This is a genomic window from Murimonas intestini, assembly GCF_024622195.1.
GTDB classification, from domain to species: domain Bacteria; phylum Bacillota; class Clostridia; order Lachnospirales; family Lachnospiraceae; genus Murimonas; species Murimonas intestini.
This window is the reverse complement of the sequence record NZ_JANKBI010000023.1, coordinates 68792-91625: the sequence shown is the minus strand read 5'-3', so window position 1 is coordinate 91625 and position 22834 is coordinate 68792. Positions and strand designations below refer to the sequence as shown.

16 protein-coding genes are annotated in these 22834 nt (G+C 46.8%); 14 read left to right on the top strand and 2 right to left on the bottom strand.

What is annotated here, in order from left to right; all coding sequences use genetic code 11:
- Positions 1 to 135: 135 nt before the first annotated feature.
- Positions 136 to 537: a hypothetical protein gene (locus NSB28_RS22830; protein ID WP_109626018.1), complete on the bottom strand. Its 402-nt coding sequence runs from the start codon at positions 535 to 537 to the stop codon at positions 136 to 138.
- Between the two features lie 182 nt (positions 538 to 719).
- On the opposite strand from NSB28_RS22830, the gene NSB28_RS22825 reads away from it, so the two are divergent.
- Together NSB28_RS22825 and NSB28_RS22820 are read left to right on the top strand one after the other, a co-directional pair.
- Positions 720 to 1481, top strand: coding sequence for a DeoR/GlpR family DNA-binding transcription regulator (locus NSB28_RS22825; RefSeq protein ID WP_109626017.1), 762 nt, complete (start codon positions 720 to 722; stop codon positions 1479 to 1481).
- Between the two features lie 65 nt (positions 1482 to 1546).
- Complete coding sequence (locus tag NSB28_RS22820) at positions 1547 to 2962, top strand: leucyl aminopeptidase family protein (RefSeq protein WP_257497775.1); 1416 nt, start codon at positions 1547 to 1549, stop codon at positions 2960 to 2962.
- Here the strand turns inward: NSB28_RS22820 and NSB28_RS22815 are convergent, their stop codons facing one another.
- Entirely contained in the window at positions 2963 to 4936 is a 1974-nt protein-coding gene (locus tag NSB28_RS22815; protein ID WP_257497774.1) for a sigma-54 interaction domain-containing protein, read from the bottom strand.
- Between the two features lie 282 nt (positions 4937 to 5218).
- Between NSB28_RS22815 and NSB28_RS22810 the strand changes: the two genes are divergently transcribed.
- The 12 genes from NSB28_RS22810 (at position 5219) to NSB28_RS22755 (ending at position 22820) form a co-directional block, all read left to right on the top strand.
- Positions 5219 to 6193, top strand: a complete 975-nt coding sequence (locus NSB28_RS22810) for an ABC transporter permease (RefSeq protein ID WP_109626015.1) — start codon at positions 5219 to 5221, stop codon at positions 6191 to 6193.
- On the top strand, positions 6190 to 7044 hold the full coding sequence (locus NSB28_RS22805) for an ABC transporter permease (RefSeq protein ID WP_109626014.1): 855 nt from the start codon (positions 6190 to 6192) through the stop codon (positions 7042 to 7044). Before NSB28_RS22810 ends, NSB28_RS22805 begins: the two co-directional genes overlap by 4 nt.
- 11 nt (positions 7045 to 7055) lie before the next feature.
- Positions 7056 to 8042: an ABC transporter ATP-binding protein gene (locus NSB28_RS22800; RefSeq protein ID WP_109626013.1), complete on the top strand. Its 987-nt coding sequence runs from the start codon at positions 7056 to 7058 to the stop codon at positions 8040 to 8042.
- Positions 8039 to 9010, top strand: a complete 972-nt coding sequence (locus NSB28_RS22795) for an ABC transporter ATP-binding protein (RefSeq protein ID WP_109626012.1) — start codon at positions 8039 to 8041, stop codon at positions 9008 to 9010. The genes NSB28_RS22800 and NSB28_RS22795 overlap by 4 nt, the downstream gene beginning before the upstream one ends.
- 17 nt (positions 9011 to 9027) lie before the next feature.
- Entirely contained in the window at positions 9028 to 10542 is a 1515-nt protein-coding gene (locus NSB28_RS22790) for an ABC transporter substrate-binding protein (RefSeq protein WP_257497773.1), read from the top strand.
- Between the two features lie 24 nt (positions 10543 to 10566).
- Positions 10567 to 13464 carry a CocE/NonD family hydrolase gene (locus NSB28_RS22785; protein ID WP_109626010.1) on the top strand — a complete coding sequence of 966 codons (2898 nt, stop codon included), beginning with the start codon at positions 10567 to 10569 and terminating at the stop codon, positions 13462 to 13464.
- A gap of 111 nt (positions 13465 to 13575) precedes the next feature.
- Entirely contained in the window at positions 13576 to 14928 is a 1353-nt protein-coding gene (gene rpoN / locus NSB28_RS22780) for an RNA polymerase factor sigma-54 (protein ID WP_109626009.1), read from the top strand.
- A 234-nt stretch (positions 14929 to 15162) separates the two neighbouring features.
- Positions 15163 to 18087, top strand: a complete 2925-nt coding sequence (locus tag NSB28_RS22775) for a P-loop NTPase family protein (RefSeq protein WP_109626008.1) — start codon at positions 15163 to 15165, stop codon at positions 18085 to 18087.
- A 123-nt stretch (positions 18088 to 18210) separates the two neighbouring features.
- Entirely contained in the window at positions 18211 to 18786 is a 576-nt protein-coding gene (locus NSB28_RS22770; RefSeq protein WP_109626007.1) for a TetR/AcrR family transcriptional regulator, read from the top strand.
- Positions 18787 to 18978: 192 nt separating this feature from the next.
- Positions 18979 to 20379, top strand: coding sequence for an alpha-amylase family glycosyl hydrolase (locus tag NSB28_RS22765; RefSeq protein ID WP_109626006.1), 1401 nt, complete (start codon positions 18979 to 18981; stop codon positions 20377 to 20379).
- Positions 20380 to 20540: 161 nt separating this feature from the next.
- On the top strand, positions 20541 to 22538 hold the full coding sequence (gene glgB / locus NSB28_RS22760) for a 1,4-alpha-glucan branching protein GlgB (RefSeq protein ID WP_109626005.1): 1998 nt from the start codon (positions 20541 to 20543) through the stop codon (positions 22536 to 22538).
- A 51-nt stretch (positions 22539 to 22589) separates the two neighbouring features.
- Positions 22590 to 22820: a pro-sigmaK processing inhibitor BofA family protein gene (locus tag NSB28_RS22755; RefSeq protein ID WP_109626004.1), complete on the top strand. Its 231-nt coding sequence runs from the start codon at positions 22590 to 22592 to the stop codon at positions 22818 to 22820.
- Positions 22821 to 22834: the final 14 nt, after the last annotated feature.

Below are 22834 nucleotides of genomic sequence, written 5' to 3'. Positions count from 1 at the left end.
TTTAATCAAGTTGTCCGGGGTTCGAATCCCCGATGTCTCATTACAGCATTTACGCCCCTTGCGGGCGTTTTTTTATTGCCCGGTGAAAGACGATCAAGTTGCCTGTATATGCTGGACCGATCAGAAACTTGAAAATCAGGAGACATTATTACCGGGATAAAATGAAGTATACGATAAAATCTGTCCATCAACACTGCTTATCTGATAATTATATTTATTAAAATCAGTTTCAAATGATATTTGATATATCCCGGAATCAGAAGAAATATCAGGATTATAATTTAATTCACAGGAAAATGTTTTGACGCAGGAGTTATCCACACCGGCATCTGTAAATGCAGTGGAAACAGCAGTGTCCTGGCTGACAATCTGTAGTTCAGTTTGCGGTATAATTTCCTGTGCCTGCCCTGTATGACCTGATACTATAGCATGGGATAGTAAAACAGCGATAATTATGCATCCGGATATATCTAATAGTATAAGTAATGATGTAAATAATGTGTGAGGACTCACCTGTGGAAGCTTTCTAACCTTCATGCTGCCTCTCCTTTCTGAAATATAAATTTTTAATATATGTCTAAAACGTTTGTCATGTTATTTTAGTATTCCCAATTTTATTTAAAATCATAAACAGGAAAAAGTAATAATAAACAATAAAAAATAATTGACAATCAGGATACAGATTGTTATACTTTAGGCGGATTCAAAGGGGGTGGGATATGTTTACGGAAGAGAGGCTGGAGGCAATTGAAGAGAAGCTTCAGAAGGATGGAAAAGTCAGGGTTAAAGAGCTGAGTGAACTCTTTCAGGTATCCGAAGATTGTATACGAAAAGATCTGAAGATTTTGGAGAACGGGGGAAAACTGAAGCGTACTTACGGGGGTGCGATCCTTTCAAAAGATTACCCTCTGGAACGCAATGTCATAGACAGAAAAGGATACCATCTGGAGAAAAAGACAGTCATAGCGAAAAAAGCACTTGATTTAATTAATGATAATGAAACAATATTTCTTGATATCTCCACCACAAATATAAAGCTGGCAGAACTTTTGGCAGAATCAGGGAAAAAACTGGTAGTAGTGAGCAATATGATAGATATTCTTCAAATACTAGCCAGAAGTCCCTCTATAACTGCAATTGGAACGGGAGGAACCATGTTTTCTTCTGTTAATGGTTTTATGGGAGCCGCAGCTATTGAAGTTATTAAACAGTATAGTTTTGACAGGGCTTATATAGGAAGCTGCGGTATTGACATGACAGATTATTCAATCACTACTCTGGGAGCAGAGGATGGCTTAACAAAAAAAGCTGTACTGCAGAGCAGCCGTCATAAATATGTGTTGATGGAGAAAGAAAAATTCTATTTTAACGATTCATTTAAGTTTGCTCATTTTGAGGATATCAATGGTATTATTACAGATGAATTTCCGGATAAAGATATAATAGAAGCATTAGATGCTGCGGGAGTGCGGTTAGTGTAACAGGGCCCGCGGAAAGAAAGAGAATTGTGCGTGTAAGCAGCGCGCCGAAAGAAAGGAAGATGAAGATGATTCAGATAGTATCTGAAAGCACAAAAGGTGCAGTAGTTGAATTTGGTTTTGAAAAGGAAGAGGGTAAATTTAAAGGTAAGGCTCTGGAAACACTGTTTTATCCTGAAAAGGATGGGAAAGAAGTGTTATATGTAGGCCTTGGAAAAAAAGAAGAGACTGCAGGCGGCCAGACAGATGAAAATATCTGTAAGGTTTTAGTCAAGGAAGCAGCTGCAAAGGCCGTGAAAGAGCTGAGAAGCCATGAAATCTATGAATTTTCAATGAATATCTCTGCTGTGGCAGAAAAATTTGGGACAGAGAGTGTCAGAGATATTGCTGAAGGAGCTCTCCTGGCTGATTATGAGCAGATTCAATATCCTGGAAAAGACTGCAGAAAAACTGAAATTGAACTTACGGGAATAGAGGGATCAGAGGCAGAAGCGGCCAGTGCGCTCTTAAGTGAATACGAAGCCGTCATTGAGGGCGTGCGTTTTGCCAGGGATATGGTTAATATGCCGGGTAATAAGCTGCGTCCTGAGGATTTTGCAGGAGAAGTACTGAACTTAGTGAAGGATACTGAAATTGAAGCCCAGGTATTCCATCTGGAAGACTTAAAGAAGATGAAGATGGATGCGCTCTTAGGCGTTGGTGAAAGCAGTGAGTTTCCTCCGTGCCTTGTGGTCCTGCGCTATATGGGAGATCCGGAATGTGAAGAAGTCAAGGGTCTTGTGGGAAAAGGAGTCACATGTGATACAGGCGGATACTGCCTCAAACCTGCAGCTTCCATGGGAGGAATCAGAGGCGATATGGCAGGGGGCGCCGCTGTGGCAGGAGCCATCTATGCACTTGCTAAAAATCGTGTAAAGACAAATGCTGTGGCAGTTATTCCTATGTGTGAGAACAGGATATCAGACGGGAGCCTGCTTCCTGGAGATGTGATCAATTCTTATGCAGGAAAGACGATTGAAATCGCAAATACAGATGCAGAGGGACGCCTGATACTGGCTGATGCAGTCAGCTACGCAGTGAAGCAGGAGAAGGTAACACATATCCTGGATATTGCCACTCTGACAGGAGCCGTAGTGAATATGCTGGGATTCACCATAGGCGGGGTTATCAGTGATGATCAGGAATGGTTTGACAGATTCCGCAGGGCATACCAGGTATCAGGAGAGAGATATTGGAGGCTCCCTGTATATCCGGAGCATGAAAAGATGATAAAGAGCAAGGTAGCTGATATCCGCAATATGGGAGAGAGTTGCTGCGGCACTATTACAGCGGGACTCTTCATAAAATCATTCGCGGAAGGCAAGCCGTGGCTCCATCTGGATATAGCAGGTACAGCGTGGGTAGAACCTCCTGTTTTCGAGTTCCAGTCAGCAGGTGCCACAGGCGCCGGTGTGACTTCTATTTATCAGCTTTGCAGGCAATAATTAATATAGCTCCATGATCCCATATTTTTTCATCTTTCTCCAGAGAGTAGAAGTACTGATGTTCAGCAGACTTGCCGTTTGCTGGCGGTTTCCTTTTGTCTGGCGCAGGGCCAGGAGGATATTATCCCGCTCTGAGCCTGGGAGGCTGAGGGCGGGCAGAACAGCTGTATCCATATCATCCGTATGATCATAAAACTGGTATGCCTGCTGAAGCTGGTCTTTTATAAATTCAGGTGAGAGCTGGTAATCATCTGCCACGATTACCAGACGTTCACAGAAGTTGCGCAGCTGGCGCACATTTCCCGGCCACGGGTAGGAGGTCAGCATGCTGGCAGAGGCGGAAGAGAGCTGGACAGTCTTCTGATATTTCTGACTGTAGATGTCCAGATAATATTCAGCCAGAAGAAATACATCGTTTCCACGCTCACGCAGGGCAGGGATCTGTATGGTGAGGACATTCAGCCTGTAGAATAGATCCTCACGGAACGATCCGTTTTTTACAAGTTTTGCAAGATCTTTGTTGCAGGCAGCGATGACACGTACATTTACAGGAATGACGCTGTCGCTGCCTATGCGCATGACCTCTCTTTCTTCCAGGACGCGCAGAAGGCGCAGCTGGCCGTTGGCGTCCATCTCAGATATTTCATCTAAAAAAATAGTCCCCTGATTTGCAATCTCAAATAATCCTTTTTTTCCTTTTCTGGAGGCGCCTGTAAATGCACCCTCCACATATCCAAACAGTTCACTTTCCAGCAGATTCGGAGGCAGCGCCCCGCAGTTTAACGCAACAAAGGGCTGGCCGCTCCTGCGGCTGGAATTATGGATGCTCTGGGAAAAAATCTCTTTTCCGGTTCCTGTTTCACCTATTAAAAGAATATTAGAATCATATTTAGCAAAAAGCTCTGCATTTTTTATTGCACGCTGAATTGCCCCGGATTTTCCAATCAGATTCTGGAAAGTATATTTGGCTTTATGGCCCTTGATATATGACTCTATCCGGATTTGCTCTTCCATCTGCTCCAGGTGGGGAAGAGCAGTAAAATGAAAAATTACGGCGCTGACTGTTCCGTTTCTCATGAGAGGAGTGATGTTGAAAATTCCGTCAGACTGGGTGTGCAGCAGCAGATGGCTGTAGTAATTGGTACCGTTTGAAAGGGCGTCATCAAGGATGTCCTTCATCTGAACCGGAAGAACCTCATAGATGGAACGGCCGGAAAAGGACGGAGAGGCTTTGTGCGTATTTTTTGCAAAAAGGCCTGCCGCCTTTACGTTATATGAAGTAATAAGCCCATGGTCATCTGTCACCCAGATAGCTTCAAAAGAATAGTTCATCATCTGAAGAAGTTCCTGATTGCGCTGGCTGACCTGACGGCTGATAGTGATCAGCTTTAAAATGCGGCGGAATTCTTCCAGTACGCCTATATAAGAATGGGCATTGGGATCGTAGGCATGGTACATACCGGACGCTGCTACCTGCTGGTGATATCTGGAACCGCAGGCGGCTATCTCAAAGCCTTCTTTTTTCAGTGCATGAAAAAATGAATCCGGCAGAGTCTCCCCATCACGGATGATATTATGAAGCTCTAACTCGAATATTTCGCTGAGGATCTTCAAATCCAGGGACAGGGGGGCGACAGTGATCAAAGCCACCTTATGTGGGTGGGGGATATGGGTATCCACTATATTTTTTTTCAGGGACTGAAGTATATTTAAGGTTTCCCAGTTGCTGAAATTGATAGGGATAATGGGCACAGAAGTATCATAGGAAGACATTTTTTCAGAATGGTGGTAGCTGACAATAATGGCATCCATTCTCTCTTCCTGAGCCATACGCACATACTCTCTGTAATCATCATCTGTAAGATCCTTCATTCTGGTTGAGATAAAAACCATATTCAGATTTAATTCTTTTGCAGCCAGGGAGCAGATGTCCCTGGGCAGTTCGTGGGATTCTATCACCATTATACTTGTCATAAGCATTTCTCCTTTGTACAGACCAGTTCCTGTTAATGATGAGTGTAGCATGGGTATGGATATTTGTAAATGTGAAATGATTGAAACGCAAAATGAAATAAAGATTTCAATTTTGCTTTGCAGAATTACAGAAAGTAAAGAAGAATTCAGGTAAATAATGGAATTTAAAGACAGAAAAAGTAGAATACAGTGCGTTTATGAAAAAGAAAAAAGAAACATATCACAAAGTGGCACGGATTTTGCTGTGTATTATAGTAAAACAATAAAAAGGAGAAGGAAGCTATGGGGAAGTATATTTTAAAACGTTTGCTTTGGATTATACCTGTAGTGCTTGGGGTGACTATTATGGTATTTACCATCATGTATCTGACACCAGGTGACCCCGCGAGGATGATACTCGGTTCTAATGCAACGGAAGAAAAGGTGGAAGCCCTGCATGAACAAATGGGACTTAACGGGACGTATCTGCAGCGGCTGGGAAGGTATATGAAGCAGGTCTTTGTAGATCAGGACCTGGGGTCGTCTTATTATACGGGGGTGAGTGTAAAGGAGCAGATCAAGGCCAGGCTGCCGTATACGCTGCGAATTGCAGGTATCAGCATACTGATTGCCGCGTGTATCGGAATACCCCTTGGGGTGCTGGCGGCTACACATCATTATACCTGGATTGATAACACGGCTATGTTTGCGTCCCTGTTCTGTGTGTCTATGCCCGGATTCTGGTTTGCATTGATTCTTGTATCCTTCTTTGCGCTGAAGCTGGGGTGGCTGCCTGCTGTAGGGATCAAGTCGTGGACGGGTTACATACTGCCCTGCCTGGCGGGAGCCATAGGCGGAGCTGCCGGACTGGCCAGACAGACAAGGTCAGGCATGCTGGAAGTGATACGTCAGGACTATATTACCACTGCCCGTGCCAAAGGGCAGACAGAGAGGAAGGTCATCTTCAGGCATGCGCTGAAGAATGCACTGATTCCAATTATTACAGTTATGGGAGGTATGTTTGGGAGCTCCCTGGGCGGGACTCTTATCATTGAGACTATTTTTTCCATACCTGGAATGGGAACATATCTTACAGACGCTATCTCTAAAAGAGACTATCCTGTAATACAGGGAGGCGTGCTGTTCATTTCAATCTGCTTTTGTCTGATCATGCTGCTGGTGGATATTGTGTATGCATTTGTTGACCCGCGTATACGTTCCCAGTATGCAGGAAGCACAAGGAAAAGAAAGGCCGGAAAGGGGGATAAGAAGGAATGAAAAAGAAGAAAAAGTCCCATACAAGAGAAATTCTTCACCGTCTGTTTAAAAACAAGCTGGCTGTTGCAGGATTGGTTGTTATCATTCTGCTGGTTCTGGCAGCAATTTTCGCTCCGCTGCTTGCGCCTTATGCATATGAGGCGCAGGATCTGACATCAACTTTTCAGGCTCCCGGCAAAGCTCATCTGCTGGGAACGGATAACCTGGGACGGGATATCTTAAGCCGGCTGATCTATGGTACAAGGCAGTCTCTCAGGATCGGCGTGCTGTCGGTGGCAATTGCATCTGTCCTGGGAATCACCTTTGGATCGATTGCAGGATTTTACGGGGGAAAAGTGGATAATGTGCTGATGCGTATGCTGGATATCTATCAGTCAGTTCCGGCCATGCTGCTTTCCATCGCCCTGGCCGCCGCTCTTGGCCCTGGCCTTAATAATGCGATCCTGGCTATTGGAATCTCCACTATGGCGGAATATGCCCGCATGATCAGGGCACAGATCCTGACAGTCAGGGAACGGGAATATGTGGAGGCAGCCCGGGCAATCAACGCCAGTGATCCGCGCATTGTTTTAAAGCACATTATTCCAAATGCATTTGCACCGCTGATCGTGTCCATCACCATGAATATTGGAAACTCCATCCTTGCCGCAGCTACATTAAGCTTTATAGGCCTGGGGGCACAGCCGCCCCTGCCTGAGTGGGGAGCCATGTTAAGCGCAGGCAGAAGCTACATGAGGGATTATGGATATCTGGTCATCATACCGGGTATCTGCATCATGGCAAGTGTACTGGCATTCAATTTGCTGGGGGACGGACTTCGGGATGCACTTGACCCGAAGATGAAGAATTAGGAGGTCAGAACATGAGCGGACAGAAAAAAGAGGAATTATTAAAAATAGAGGACCTGGTGGTGGAGTATGATACGGATGAAGCCGTGGTGAAGGCAGTAAATCATGTAAATCTCCAGCTGGGCAAAGGAGAGACTCTGGGACTGGTAGGTGAGACAGGCGCGGGAAAAACCACCATTGCTAAAGCAATCCTGCGAATATTGCCTGATCCTCCTGCAAAAGTACGCGGGGGCAGGATCTATTTTGACGGCGAAGATATGCTGAAACTCAGTGAAGGTAAAATGCGCAAGATCCGAGGAAATAAAATAGCCATGATATTCCAGGATCCCATGACGGCCTTAAACCCCATTGAGACAGTAGGGAAGCAGATCGCAGAGGCAATCAGCCTGCATGAAAAGCTGTCAAAAGCGGAAGTGGAGAAAAGGGCTGTGGATATGCTGGAGATGGTAGGAATACCGGGAGAGAGGTACAGTGAATACCCTCACCAGTTTTCAGGCGGAATGAAGCAGAGAGTAGTCATCGCCATGGCGCTGGCCTGCCGGCCGGAACTGCTGCTGGCGGACGAGCCCACCACAGCGCTTGATGTGACGATCCAGGCCCAGGTGCTGGATATGATGGACTCCCTGAAGGAAAAATTGGATACATCTATGATATTGATCACCCATGACCTGGGTATAGTGGCAGGCATGTGCGACAGAGTGGCAGTTGTCTATGCAGGGGAGATCGTAGAGCAGGGGACAACAGAGGAAGTGTTTGACCATGCAGGCCATCCCTATACAGTGGGGCTGTTTAATTCCCTGCCCAGACTGAATGGAACAGAAAAAAGATTAAAGCCGATTGACGGGCTGATGCCTGATCCGACAAATCTGCCGGAGGGATGTAAGTTCCGGGAAAGATGTCCGTTTGCAAAAGACGAGTGCGGAAAGAAGGATCCGGAAATAAAGGAATTCAGGCCGGGACATTTTGTAAAATGTGTAAGGGCGGGAGGTGAGGAAAGATGACAGATATTTCCCTGGAAGTCAGGAACCTGAAAAAATATTTTAATACGCCGAAAGGCTATCTGCATGCGGTTGATAATGTTAACTTCAGTATCCAGACAGGAAAAACACTTGGTGTGGTGGGGGAGTCCGGATGCGGAAAATCTACCCTGGGACGAGTGGTCCTCCATTTACTTGACTCTACAGATGGACAGATTTTATTTCACGGGGAGGATGTAACCCATGTGGATAAGGCGAAGCTCCGTACCCTGAGAGAGGATATGCAGATAATTTTCCAGGACCCATACTCTTCCTTGAATCCCCGTATGAGTGTAAGTGAGATCATTATGGAGCCTCTGCTCCTGAAAGGCGGTATATCCAGGGCAGAGATGTATAAGGAGACAAAACGCCTGATGGATACAGTGGGACTTGCCGAGAGGCTGGAAAATTCCTATCCTCATGAACTGGACGGAGGCCGCAGGCAGAGAATTGGAATTGCCCGTGCCCTGGCTTTAAATCCAAAATTTATCGTATGTGATGAACCTGTATCGGCTCTGGATGTGTCCATACAGGCCCAGGTACTGAATCTGATGCTGGACCTGCAGGAAGAACGCGGACTGACATATCTGTTCATCACCCATGATCTGTCGGTTGTCAAGTATTTTTCTGATGACATTATGGTCATGTATCTTGGACAGGTAGTAGAGAAGGCCCCGTCAGATGAATTATTTGCCAGCCCCAGCCATCCTTATACGAAGGCGCTGCTGTCAGCTATCCCTGTACCGGATGTACATGCACCCAGGAACAGGATATTGCTAAAAGGGGAGATAACTTCCCCGATCAATCCAAAACCAGGCTGCCGCTTTGCAGCCAGATGCCCTTATGCGTCTGAGGAATGCCACAGGGAACAGCAGCTTGTGGAGATCAGAAAGAATCATTATGTTGCCTGCCAAAAGGCAGAGGAACTGATGGATAAAAAAGAAAAGCTATAAAAAAGGAGGAAATGAAAATGAAGAAGAGAAATGCAAGGTTTTTGAGTGTGGCAGCGGCAATGGTCCTGGCGGCAGCCAGCGGTACTACTGCTTTTGCAAAAGACGCCCTGGTGATCGCGGAGGAGGCAGACTGCGGTACACTGGCGCCTACAGGAGCTACTGTAGACTGCAGGACAGATATTAATTATCAGGTGTATGAGGGACTGTTCCGCTTTGGATATGATATGGAGATGACCCCACAGCTGGCAACAAGCTGGGAGCAGACTGATCCCACACATATCACGTTCCATCTGCGTGAAGGAGTAAAATACCATGACGGACGTGACTTTACTGCGGCTGATGTCCTTTTTACCCTGAAGCTGAACTGCGAGGATGCAAATACCACAGGCGTGGTTACTTATCTGGATCTGGAGAACTGCAAGGTTGTGGATGACTATACGGTAGAACTGGCTTTTACCCAGACAAATGCATTTAACCTCTCAAAGTTAAGCTTCCTGAACATTGTTAATGAAGAATCATACAACGAGAGCGGCGACGGAATGGCTACAAAACCTGTAGGGACAGGACCGTATAAATTTGAGAGCAGTGTGCCGGGCGTCAGTTATACCCTGACTGCAAATGAAGATTACTGGGGAGGGGCTCCGGAAGGAATAAAAGAGGTCACCTTTAATGTAATTGCTGAAGGCTCTCAGCGTACTAACGCCCTGATGGCGGGCGAGGTCGATTTTAATAAAGTGCTGCAGATCAGCGACTTTGACTATATTTCCGGTATGGACGGTTATGAGGTAATCACTAAACCTGCATTTAATACAGAGTGCCTGTTCTTTAACATGACAGAAAATTCACCGTTTGCATCAAAGGAACTGCGTCAGGCTGTAGCCTATTCTGTGGATAATGAGGCTATGAATAATGCAGGCTTTAACGGGCTTAACCTTCCGGCAGCAGGTGTGTGGTCTTCAGGTATGGCGGACTATGATGCCAGCTGGACAAATCCCATGTATGGACAGGATATGGATAAGGCTAAAGAGCTGGCCGGAGCTGCGGGCGTACCTGATAAGCCTGTCACCATTTTGTACGGTGGACTGGCAGCAGAGGAATTAATGGCACAGGTACTTCAGGCAAATCTGGCTGAACTGGGGATTACAGCTGAGATCACAAGTGTGGACCAGGGAGTATTCTGGAGCGCTATGGGAGATCCAACCGGCTGGGATATTGGTATCATGAGCTGTTCTGCTCCGAGCGGTTATGGGCTGGACAGTATGACAGCCTTTTTGACAGGACTGAATTTCCAGGGATGGTCAGGGCCAGAGTACGATAAGATGGCAGAGCTGTGCAATACCGCTTCCAGCGCTGAGACTGACGAAGAGAGGATGACACTCACAAAAGAGCTTTGGGATCTGATCGAGGAAGAAGTGCCTCTGTACGGCATGGTATATTTAAACCGCATGAGCGCTTACGACTCTGCAATACAGAATTATAAGGTATTTGACCAGTTTGGTATCTATGTAAAGGATCTGTCTTTTGCAGAATAAAAAATACACTGAAAGGATGCGAAAATGCTGAATTATACCCGTATTTCAAAATATTACAGGGGAATGGACGGCGTCCGGCTGGCAGCAGATCTGTATCTGCCGCAGATAAAAGAAAAGGTACCGGCGATCATGTATGCCGGCAGGGGAACGCGCAGGGAGCGCTTTGAAGAAATGAAGGGCGTTCTGCAGAAACTTCTGGAGAACGGGTATGCCCTGGTTTTGCCGGATCTGCGGGGAATTGGCGCCTCCTTTGGAAGAAATGATGGATTTCACAGCCGGACGGAAGCAAAGGACCTGAAAATACTGATGGAAGAAATGGCAGGGGAGCCCTGGTGCAGCGGAAGCTTTGGCATGCTGGGAGGATCAAATAATGGATTTATCCAGGATCTGACGGCTGCCGAGCGGCCGGCGCCGCTTCGGGCGGTTATACCATGTGACTGTCATCCGGATTTTTATTATCAGGATTACCCAAACGGGGCATCCAGACATATTGAGTTTATACACGGAGCACCGCCTGAGCCGGTGGGGACTCCGGTAGATGCAGACACAGATAAAACTCTGCTGGAAGAAGCACAGAGAGACCATGTGACAAACCTGGGATTTCTGGGACAGTATTTTCCGAATATGCACCGGGATACGGTGAATCCAAAGTTTGGCTGTGCACCCCAGCGGGATATCTCCATATGGGAGAGGATGGATTCTATCCGGTACAGTGACATAAAATATTATAAAAACGGGGCCTGGTATGATCCGGGGGCTGCAGGGGCAGTGTATGCCTATAAAGTTTTTGACGGCAAGCTTCTGATCGGACCGTGGCGCCACTGCGAGATGTATCACTGCAATGATAAGCCCTCAGATCTTCCAAACAGCGTTTTTCCGTGGGAAGAAGAGTATGTCAGGTTCTTTGACTATGCGCTGAAAGGCATAGAGAACGGGTGCTTTACAGAGCCGCCGGTACGTTACTATACACGCGGGGAAGAGCGGGGACGGGAGTGGAAATATGCTGCTGACCTTCCGCTGGACAGCCAGGTGGTGTCATCTCTATATTTAAGCCAGGAGAAGAGCGGCACCATAGACAGCTGCTACGACGGGTCACTCCTGGAGTGCGAAGAGCAGAATCCGTCTGTCATAAAATACAGGATGAACAGAGATATCAGGCTGTACGGGCCAATGGGCACACTGGACCGCAGGATTGAGGGCGGTTTTTTTGAAGAATCCAGAAAATGCCTGACATTTACTACAGCTGCATTTGAAAAGCCTGTGGAAATAACGGGAATCCCCACTCTGGAGCTGGATGTGACTTCGGAATGCAGGGACGGCCTGTTCCTGGCCGTTCTGGAGGAAGTATATCCCGATGGAAGCACGTGCTTTCTGACAGAGGGAGCTATGAGGGCTTCCCATGCAAAATACGGAAGGCACAGGGCTTATATGTCTATGGGTCTCCCGTATCACCCGGGACTTTCAGATGACCTGGCAAAGCTGGATAGCCAGACGCCCCTGCATCTGGACTTTACCCTGGAGGCATTGTCACAGCTGGTGCAGGCGAAAAGCCGTCTGAGGCTCAGTGTATTTTGTGCTGAAAAAATGTATCAGCAGCCGGAATGTATCGGAGATAAAAACCCGGTGATCGGCCTGCATACAGGGGGCTCAGTGCTGAAGCTGCCGGTGATCGCCGCAAATGTGACGGAATTTCAGGGAACACTGTCAGTGGAAGGCATGAGCGGCCCTGGGATGCTGTATGTATTTAAACGTGCTGTCTATGTGTATCTGGGGGAAAAATGGCACAGATATCCATGCACACAAGTATATCCTCTGGATAAAGAAACCATTATATATAAAACAAAAAACTTTGATGTAATAAAGAAAACCGCAGGCAGCCAGGTAACTGTTACGGCCCATGGAATGGCTGAATTTAAGCTCTGTGCCTCCATGCCGGAGCGGAAGAAATTTGCAGCGGGCAGACCGTGGCTGCATCCGCACAGGCACTGGTATAATAAAACTTCTGTCCGGGATATTGATTTTCAGGACCAGTGGGTGGCAACGGTGCCTGTAGAGAAGTGCCAGGAAGGGTTCCCGGATGCAGGCCCTTATAACACAATGGACCTGATGCTGAATCTGAAGCTCCCTCAAAAAGGAAAGGCGCCATACCCCTGCATTGTGGGGATACATGGACATGGAGGAGACTACGACTGCTTTGAGAGACTGACAGGACGTATTCTGGATGAGGGCTATGCTATGGCAGCTGTTGACTACCGTGCCACGCCTCCTAACCGCTGGCCGGGCCTTATGTATGATGTAAAGGGGGCAATACGCTTTTTGAAGGCGCATGCGGCAGAATACGGGATAGACATGGAGCGGATAGGGATCATGGGAGGTTCCTGCGGAGGCCACCTGTCTGCTTTTATCGCGGCTACAAATGGAGAGCCGGATACAGAAGGAGATATTGGGGGAAATACTTCATATAACAGCCGGATAAAGGCCGCGGCTATTTATTTCCCGTGGACTGATGCCCTTGGATTCGGCGAGGATATTTTCCACCAATATCCGGGACAGATAGAAAGGGTCATGAATTCAGACGGTCCTTTTGCACCGCCGGGATATATGTTTGATTACAGCGGAGAGGGAAAAGGCCTTGCCAGCCTGAAGGCACATATGAATGAACCGGAATACCAGGATATCCTGCAGAGAGCTATAGATATCAGCCCGGTGTCCCATGTGACAGAAAACAGTGCACCTTCTGTGATCGTCCATGGAATATATGAATGCGGTATACAGATACCAATGAACCAGAGTGTCCGCTTTTTTGAAAAACTGACACAGAAGGGGGTAAAGGCTCTGCTCCTGTGTAATAATGAAGGATTTTTTGGAGAAGACCCGGAGATACAGAAAGCAGTTGCAGATTTTATGAAAAACAGAGTGTAACAAATCTATTCCTAAAAGGCTTGCAGAAGGAGGCTCCTTCGGCTTATACTATTTACAGACAGATGAAACGGGCAGGTAGCAGGACTTTTGATGTAAAGGACGGGGAATAGTATGGAAGCTTATTTAGAACAGAGCCAGAGGCAGGTGCTCTCACAGGAAATGATCCAGTCGGTGGAAATATTACAGATGAGCGCTCAGGAGCTCTCTGATTATATAAGGGAGCAGACTCTTGAAAATCCATTAATTGACGCAGAAGAACAGTATCCACAAAATAAGGATGAAGAGCGGCTGAAAAAGCTGGAGTGGCTGTCTGAACTGGATGAACAGAACCGCTTCTACTATCACCTGGAGAAAAAGGCTGCTGACGGCTTTGATTTTAACAATATTTCAGGGAGCAGGGAGAGCGGTCTGAAGGAAGCGTTGATGCAGCAGCTGATCGGAGAGGGATATTCAGACAGGGAAATGCAGGTGTTTGAGTATATAGCAGAGAGCCTGGACGACAGGGGGTATTATACCTGCCCTGCTGACGAGACAGCCTCCAGGCTTGGTATATCTGTAAAGGAGGTACAGCGTTGTCTGGAAATCATGAAAACGCTGGAACCTGCGGGCATCTGTGCCGATTCCCTGAAGGAATGCCTTTTGCTTCAGCTGAAAAGGGCGGATTATGAATGTAGAACAGAATGTAAAATAGTGAGCGGCTATCTGGAGCAGCTGGGTAAAAACCACCTTCCCTTAATTGCAAAGGAATTAAAAATACCTGTTAAGGAGGTCATGGATGCACAGAAGCGGATACGCAGCCTGAATCCCAGGCCGGCCCAGGGATTTGGAAATGGCGGGATATCCAGATATATCATACCGGATGTTACCGTAGTTAAATTTCACCATGGATTTGAGATTCTGACAAACGACTACGTATATCCGGCGGTTCGGATAAACGAAGATTATGTGCAGATGATGAAGGGGGAATGTCCGGAAGAAACAAAGGAGTATCTCTGTCAGAAGCTTGGGCAGGCACGAAAGCTTCAGGAAAACATCAGGAGGAGAAACACAACACTGATGGATATTACAAAATGCATCCTGGATGTGCATCAGGAGTTTTTTACTTCCGGGGATAAGGCGCTTCGCCCATTTACCATGACAGAAGCCGCCCAGCGGCTGGATCTGAGCGTTTCCACTGTGAGCAGGGCAGTAAATGAGAAATACCTGCAGTGCTGCTACGGTCTGTTTCCCTTAAGCTTTTTCTTTGCTAAGAGTATAAGCGGAAAAGATGATCCCGTCAGCGCTGTAAAGGTCAGAACCCAGCTTGGTGAACTTATTAAGAATGAAGATAAGAAAAAACCTTACAGCGATTCTGTGCTGGCAGAGCTGCTGGCCGTACAGGGCCTGAAGATATCCAGAAGGACGGTAGCCAAGTACCGTGAAATGATGGAGATAGCGGACTGCCGCGGCAGGAAGGAATTTTAAATACGCTAAGCATTTATGGCTGGACAGCTGCGGCTGCCCGGCCATTCATTGTCTAAGCTGAGATAATATAGTAACATTAGTTTTTTCTTAACCGCTATCGTTTGTTTTGACAAGCCAAATGAGGTATGGTAAACTTACCTGAGAAGTATTGCCTGAATCAGGCATGTTAAGCAGGGGATAAGGCCGGTGATGATCTGGCCGGTGTATGTTTAGGATAAATAAGAGGTGAACAAGTTGGATAAATACGAATATAATCTTAAGTTGGAAGAGATTAAGAAGTTAATTGATAAACAGGATTATAAGAATGCTGCCGATATTGCAGATACCATTGAGTGGAAAAGGGTCAGGAATGTAAGGACTCTCTGTATGGTCAGCGAAATTTTCGAGGCAAACGACAGGCTGGAGGATGCCAGGGAAATCCTTCTTAGAGCCTTTGCACGCTCATCAGGCAGCCGTACTATTCTGTACAGGCTGGTAGAGATCTCAGTTAAAATGAAGGAATTTGATGAGGCTGTGGAGTATTACGGAGATTTTATCAATGCAGCTCCCAATGACAACAGCAGATATATTTTAAAATATAAGATATATAAAGGCAGAGGGTCTTCCATAGAGGACCAGATCGCTATTCTTGAAGAATATAAAGAACGGGAGTACACAGAGAAGTGGGCCTATGAGCTGGCCAAGCTGTACAGTAAGGCAGGGATCGCAGATAAATGTATAGAGACATGCGATGATCTTGTATTGTGGTTCCACAGCGGCCCATACGTGATAAAGGCGCTGGAGCTGAAGCAGAAATATGCCCAGCTCACAACTGAGCAGCAGGCTATCTATGACCGCAGGTTTGAGACTGCAATGGAGAAGGAAGAGGCGGTTGAAGCAGCTGTTCCCCAGATCGAGAAGGTGATTGCCCAGAAACTGCCAAGTTCTGAGGAGGAAGCGCTCACCCAGAATATTATCATGCAGACAGAGAGAGAGCTGGCACATGAAGTATCTCATCATGCTGCTGCAAGTGCGTCCAGGAATATAGACGATGACTGGGGATTTGAGGCCGGGACTGCCAGCAGCGGTTACGCGCCGGAGAAGCCAAATGCTCCGGGCCAGGCCAGGTATGATACTGTTGAGCTTCAGGCTGAACTGGCAAAGAGCATGAGAGAGCTTGTATCAGATATTAAGAAGACACCGGATCATGACCCGGAGAAGCTTCGCTCTCTTAATATAGAATCATTAGAAGAAGAGACGGCGGCTGCTAAGGTGCCGACGGAAGAAGAAAATATAGAGGAAATCATCGCTCCTAAAGTGGAGGCTGCTGAAGGCAGCTTAAATGGCGCTAAAGAGGCGGTAGAACGCATGAAGAAGGCAGCGCCCACGACAATTAAGCCTCTGGAAAAGGTAGAAATGCCGGAGAACCTAAAGAGCCAGACAGCCCCGGCAGAAGATGCCGGCACAGACGAAAAGCCTGTCCAGGATGAGTACGGGATAAATGAGACGAGTGAGGAGGATTATATGTTTGAAAAGCCTCCTGCAGATACGGAAGAAGGCAGCCAGACGCCGGAGCCTGAGGAAGAAGCAGGCCCTGAATTTGAGGAAGAGCAGATAACAGGACAGCTCTCCATTGACGACGTGCTCATGTCTATGGGAAGCCAGGATGATGAATCCGGTGCTGATGATGAAGAGTACAGCCAGGACGATTACGAAGACGCAGAGTACGGCGAAGATGAATATGAAGATGAACAGTACAGCGATGACGAATATGAAGACGCAGAGTACGGCGAAGACGAATATGAAGATGAGCAGTACAGCGAAGACGAATATGACGATGCGGAGTACGGCGAAGACGAATATGAAGACGCGGAGTACAGCGAAGACGAATATGAAGATGAGCAGTACAGCGATGACGATGCGGAGTACGGCGAAGACGAATATGAGGATGAGCAGTACAGTGAAGATGATTACGAAGACGCAGAGTACGGTGAAGAGGATTATGAGGACTCTGAGTACAGCGGTGAAGATGGGTATGAGGACGGAAGTGCCGGCCAGTCCCTGGGATATACAGGGCAGTCACCGGTCACCCAGCAGACAGTGGATCTTTCTAAGGATATAGATATACTGAAGAATGCATCGCTGCATCCTCCTAAGGAGAACAGGGCAGACATGATGAATACCATGGATCTGAGTGCGGCTGTCCAGGAGGCGATCAGGCAGGTATCCTCACAGGATCAGGAAGGCCATGAGGACAGCGCTGAGGAAGAGTCCCCGGCATATCATGGCCAGGATGGATATGAGGATGAATATACACAGGATGAGAGCCAGGAGGATGAGCCGGAACAGGACCGTGTATGGAATACTTCAGGCACTACCTCAACACAGGAGGCATATAAATCTGTTATGCCAAGGCAGAGAGGCCTGACAGGCGCTCAGAGATATCTGTTTTCCTATTTTGCAGCTGTACAGGGTATGGAACCTCAGATCTTAGAGGCGCTGGATGAAGTTCTCACAAAGGTCAGACAGGACAAGACTTCAAGAAGCGGAAATCTTGTGATTACAGGAATGCAGGGAAGCGGAAGGACCACCCTTGCAATGAAATTTGCAAAGGCCGTAAGCCATGAAAAAGGTGAGAAAGCTGCCAGAATAGCCAAGATATATGCGGAGGATCTTAATAAAAAGGATATACCTTCTACCGTAGCTAAAATAGCGGGAGGGTTCCTGATCATTGAGGAGGCAGGTGACCTTGAGGATGAGACAGTCAGACAGCTGAGCAAGGCTATGGAATTCCGTACAGACGGGCTTGTGATCATTCTGGAGGATGAGAGACGCTACTTAAAGGAAATGATGGCTGATAATCCTGAATTTGCCGAGAAATTCACAGCAGAACTTACAGTACCTGTATTTACAAATGATGAGCTTGTAACCTTCGGCAAAATGTATGCAAATGACCTGGATTACAGGATCGATGAGGTGGCAATACTTGCACTGTATAACAAGATCGGGGACTGCCAGTCAGCAGAACAGCCTGTAACTATATTAGATGTAAAAGAGATCGTGGATAACGCTATTAAGCGCAGCGAACGCTTTGGCCTGCGCAAGCTTATGATGATCCTCACCCATAAGAGATATGATGAGGAAGACAGGATCATCCTTTTTGAAAAAGATTTTAAATAGTGTCCTATAAATAAGCAGATATTTAAGAGCTGCAGGAGCCGCATACCGTTGGGTATACAGTCCTGCAGCTTTTTGTTGACACATTATATACCGAACGGTATAATATAGAAAAGGAGGCTTAGCATGGAAAATAAAGAACGAATTTTGGAATGTGCTCTCGAGCTGTTTTACGCCAAAGGGTATGATGCAGTGGGCGTACAGGAGATAGCTGAAAGATCCGGGATCACAAAACCCACACTCTATTATTACTTTGGAAGCAAATTCGGTCTTCTTGAGACGCTGATGAGCACGAAATATGCCTGCCTTAAGGAGAAGATAGAAGCAGCCTCCTACTATGACGGGGATGTCCCTCAGACTCTGTATCGGACGGCATCCGCTTATCTGGATTATGCCGCCCGTGAAAATAAAATGTGCAGGCTGATGATGGCGTTGTTTTATTCAGCAAGGGAAAATGAAGCATATCTGGCGGTCAAACCTCTGATCACAGATTTTTATAATATGATAGTTAGTATATTTGAGCGGGCATCGGAAAAACTGGGAAATATGAGAGGACGCCAGGAGCAGTTTGCAATAGGATTTATCGGTATCCTGAATCACTATATCCTGCTTGCCTATGAGCAGAGTGACACAGACAGGTTTATGGACGAAGAGATAAAGAAATCTCTGGTGGACCAGTTTATGTATGGAATATATTCCTGACATACGGGCGTAAAAATGTTACTGTTCACTCCGTGACCAGTAACACGCTTCGCGATGCACAGAAACGGCCCAAAACGCCGTTTCGCGCTGCGGCTCTCGGGATTTTCGTGCAAAATACGCACGAAAACACCTCGAGGGATGGTGACGTGTGAATAGTAACTGGAAAATAACAATTCATGGAGGCATATAGAAATGGGAACTTGGTACAATGAAGCAGTATTTTATCATATCTATCCTCTGGGGCTTTTAGGGGCGCCAAAGGAGAACAGGGAGGAGGAGACAGTTCACCGTATGGAGGAACTGTTTGACTGGATTCCCCATATCAGGGACTTGGGATGCACAGCCATATATATTGGCCCCTTATTTGAATCCACTACCCACGGATATGACACAAAGGACTACAAAAAAGTAGACAGGAGGCTGGGGGACAATGAGGACTTTAAAAAATTTGTTTCCCTGGCACATGAAGAAGGGATCAGGGTGGTCGTGGACGGGGTTTTCAACCATACTGGGAGAGAGTTCCACGCATTTAAGGATATTCAGCAGAACAGAGAGGGATCTTCCTTCAGAAACTGGTATAAAGGAATTAACTTTGGATGGAATTCTCCATATAATGACGGATTTGGATACGAGGCCTGGAGAAACTGCTATGAGCTGGTAAATCTGAACCTGAAAGAGCCTGCAGTGAGGGACTATCTGTTTGATGTCATCAGCTTCTGGATCAGTGAATTTGATATAGACGGCATCAGACTGGACTGTGCAGACTGCCTGGAATTTGACTTTATGAAGGAGATGCGCCGGAGGACCTCACAGGAGAAGCCTGATTTCTGGCTCATGGGAGAGGTGATACACGGGGACTATTCCAGATGGGTGAATGATGAGATGCTCCACTCAACTACAAACTATGAGCTCCACAAAGGCCTTTATTCAGGGCATAATGATCACAATTACTTTGAGATCGCGCACACGATCAGAAGGGAATTTGATGAGAACGGGGGAATCTACAGGGGCAGGACACTCTATTCATTTGTGGATAACCATGATGTTGACAGGATAATGAGTAAATTAAATGATAAGGAACATGTTTATCCTGTGTATACACTTTTATATACACTTCCAGGCATTCCTTCCGTTTACTATGGTTCAGAATGGGGTATTGAAGGAAAGAAGGAGGGAGCCAATGACGAAGGCATGCGCCCAAGACTGATCCTGGATGAGTGTGAAAAGGAAAACCGCCACAAAGAGCTGACTAAGCATATCATGGCTCTCGGCAGGCTGCACAGAGGGAATAAGGCTCTGACGGAGGGCAGCTACAGAGAGCTGCTGCTGACAAACAGGCAGTATGCCTTTGCCAGGATAGCGGGGGAAGAGGCTGTTATCACGGCAGTCAATAACGACGACAAGCCGGCAGATGCAGAGATTCCTGTACCTGTAAGCGCAGAGTACGGTACAGATGCATTCACGGGACAGAAATACCAGGTTCAGAATGGGAAAATAAAGGCACACCTTCCGGCAGCAGGGAGTATAGCAGTTTGTTTTAACGTAACTATTCAGCAGGTCTGTGCATTTACTGCACAGACCGTGAGAACATGATTCAAGAGTGCAGAAGTCCCATCGCTGTAAGCGATTTTAAATGGATTTCTGCATGTAACTGTGAGGGTACTGAACAGTTACGTTTAAATCAGAATTGCAGAGAGATACAGCCTGAATAAGGGCAGAGTATATAAGTAGAAAGAAAAGGCAGGAGAAGTCTTATGGAAAAAAAGCAGAACTCACAGAATCCAAAGGGAAAGACAGCATCGGCTAAATCAGCGGGAACAAAAAAAGCGGGAAATCAGAGAAAAAAAGCACAGGAGCCATTCCGGATAGGAGAATTAGACCAGTATCTTTTCGGTCAGGCCACACATTATGACCTCTATAAAAAGCTGGGTGCACACCCAGTTAAAAGTAAGGGAAAGGACGGCGTATTTTTCGCCGTCTGGGCTCCGAATGCGGAGGAAGTCCACGTGATCGGAGAATTCAATGGATGGGATGAGAGCAGCCTGCCTATGGAGAAGGCCGGGCCGTCAGGAATTTATGAATTATTCGTGCCGGGGGCAAAGGCGGGTGACCTTTATAAATATTACATAACAACTAAGGACCACAGAGGCCTGTATAAGGCGGACCCATATGCAAATTATGCAGAGATGCGTCCGGGTACAGCTTCAAGGGTTGCTGACCTGACAAAATTTAAATGGAGTGATGCGGCCTGGATGGAAAAGAGGGCGTCACAGAACACAGATGAGATACCTGTCTCAATCTATGAGGTACATCCCGGTTCATGGAAAAAGCATCCGGCAGGACCGGGTAATGAAGACGGATATTATAATTACAAGGAATTTGCACATGCGCTTGTGGACTATGTGAAGGATATGGGCTACACTCACGTAGAACTGATGGGAATAGCAGAGCATCCCTTTGACGGTTCCTGGGGATATCAGGTGACGGGATATTTTGCACCAACCTCAAGGCATGGCTCTCCCTCAGATTTTATGTACCTGGTTAATTATCTGCACAAAAATAAGATCGGGGTCATTCTGGACTGGGTCCCGGCGCATTTTCCAAAGGATGCCCAGGGGCTGGCAGAGTTTGACGGCACCTGCCTCTATGAATATGCAGATCCCAGGAAGGGGGAGCACCCTGACTGGGGGACGAAGGTGTTTGACTTTGGGAAACCACAGGTTAAGAATTTCCTCATATCTAACGCATTGTTCTGGATTGAACAATATCATGTGGACGGGCTGAGGGTGGATGCTGTGGCGTCGATACTGTATCTGGATTACGGACGGGAAAACGGACAGTGGATACCTAATAAATACGGAGGCAATAAGAATCTTGAGGCTATCGAATTCTTCAAGCATCTTAACAGTGTCGTATTGGGGCGCAACCATGGGACTATGATGATCGCCGAGGAATCTACGGCGTGGCCTAAGGTGACAGGGAAGCCGGAGGAGGAAGGCCTGGGATTTTCCATGAAGTGGAATATGGGCTGGATGCATGATTTCCTGGAATATATGAAGCTGGATCCTTATTTCAGGCAGTTTAACCACAACAAAATGACATTTTCAATGAGCTATGCCTATGCGGAGAAGTATATTCTGGTACTTTCACATGATGAGGTGGTGCATCTTAAATGCTCTATGATCAATAAAATGCCTGGCACATATGATGATAAATTTGCAAATCTGAAAGCAGGATATTCTTATATGATGGGACATCCGGGCAAGAAGCTTTTATTCATGGGCCAGGATTTCGGGCAGTTTCAGGAGTGGAGCGAGGCCAGAGAGCTTGACTGGTACCTTCTGGGGGAAGAAAAGCATCAGCAGCTGCAGCAGTTTATGCGGGACCTTCTTCTGATTTATAAGAAAAATAAAGCCCTGTATGATGCTGACATTTATCCTGAGGGATTTGAGTGGGTGAACGCAGATGACAATTCCAGGAGCATTTTCAGCTTTATCAGGCATTCTAAAGATGGGAAGAATAACCTGCTTTTTGTTATAAACTTTACTCCGGTGGAAAGGCCGGATTACAGGGTGGGAGTACCGAGAAGGAAGCAGTACAGGCTCATTTTGAACAGTGATGAGAGCAGATACGGCGGATCGGGACAGCCAAAGGAGGAGATATATAAGGCAGTCAAAAGTGAATGTGACGGGAAGCCTTTTTCCTTTGCATATCCGCTTCCTTCGTATGGGGCAGCAGTATTTAAGTTCTAGCCGGGTTATATGAGACATAGGATAGAATAAAAGTGTGGACAGGATGTGCCTATGGACGGAAAAAAAGACCAGGAGGAGGAACAGAGCCAGCCGCTGCTGATGCGGATATTAGTCCGCATGGCGCTGGGGATCGCGCTTATCATGGTGCTGAACACATGCTTCCAAAAGGCCCGGATCGACATCACTGTGGGCTTAAATCCTTTCAGTGTGGCAGCGGTGAGCACTTTAGGGGTGCCGGGAGTTGTGATGCTGTACGGGATTGCTGGATGTAAGTACTTATAAAGGGGCTGCTGCAG

What these genes read in the sequence shown, in the direction of transcription:
- NSB28_RS22785 (WP_109626010.1), top strand. Translation starts at nt 10,567, where the DNA reads ATGCTGAATTATACCCGTATTTCAAAATATTACAGGGGAATGGACGGC.
- NSB28_RS22825 (WP_109626017.1), top strand. Translation starts at nt 720, where the DNA reads ATGTTTACGGAAGAGAGGCTGGAGGCAATTGAAGAGAAGCTTCAGAAG.
- NSB28_RS22770 (WP_109626007.1), top strand. Translation starts at nt 18,211, where the DNA reads ATGGAAAATAAAGAACGAATTTTGGAATGTGCTCTCGAGCTGTTTTAC.
- NSB28_RS22810 (WP_109626015.1), top strand. Translation starts at nt 5,219, where the DNA reads ATGGGGAAGTATATTTTAAAACGTTTGCTTTGGATTATACCTGTAGTG.
- NSB28_RS22765 (WP_109626006.1), top strand. Translation starts at nt 18,979, where the DNA reads ATGGGAACTTGGTACAATGAAGCAGTATTTTATCATATCTATCCTCTG.
- rpoN (WP_109626009.1), top strand. Translation starts at nt 13,576, where the DNA reads ATGGAAGCTTATTTAGAACAGAGCCAGAGGCAGGTGCTCTCACAGGAA.
- NSB28_RS22830 (WP_109626018.1), bottom strand. Translation starts at nt 537, where the DNA reads ATGAAGGTTAGAAAGCTTCCACAGGTGAGTCCTCACACATTATTTACA.
- NSB28_RS22755 (WP_109626004.1), top strand. Translation starts at nt 22,590, where the DNA reads ATGGACGGAAAAAAAGACCAGGAGGAGGAACAGAGCCAGCCGCTGCTG.
- NSB28_RS22805 (WP_109626014.1), top strand. Translation starts at nt 6,190, where the DNA reads ATGAAAAAGAAGAAAAAGTCCCATACAAGAGAAATTCTTCACCGTCTG.
- NSB28_RS22815 (WP_257497774.1), bottom strand. Translation starts at nt 4,936, where the DNA reads ATGACAAGTATAATGGTGATAGAATCCCACGAACTGCCCAGGGACATC.
- NSB28_RS22790 (WP_257497773.1), top strand. Translation starts at nt 9,028, where the DNA reads ATGAAGAAGAGAAATGCAAGGTTTTTGAGTGTGGCAGCGGCAATGGTC.
- NSB28_RS22795 (WP_109626012.1), top strand. Translation starts at nt 8,039, where the DNA reads ATGACAGATATTTCCCTGGAAGTCAGGAACCTGAAAAAATATTTTAAT.
- NSB28_RS22820 (WP_257497775.1), top strand. Translation starts at nt 1,547, where the DNA reads ATGATTCAGATAGTATCTGAAAGCACAAAAGGTGCAGTAGTTGAATTT.
- NSB28_RS22800 (WP_109626013.1), top strand. Translation starts at nt 7,056, where the DNA reads ATGAGCGGACAGAAAAAAGAGGAATTATTAAAAATAGAGGACCTGGTG.
- glgB (WP_109626005.1), top strand. Translation starts at nt 20,541, where the DNA reads ATGGAAAAAAAGCAGAACTCACAGAATCCAAAGGGAAAGACAGCATCG.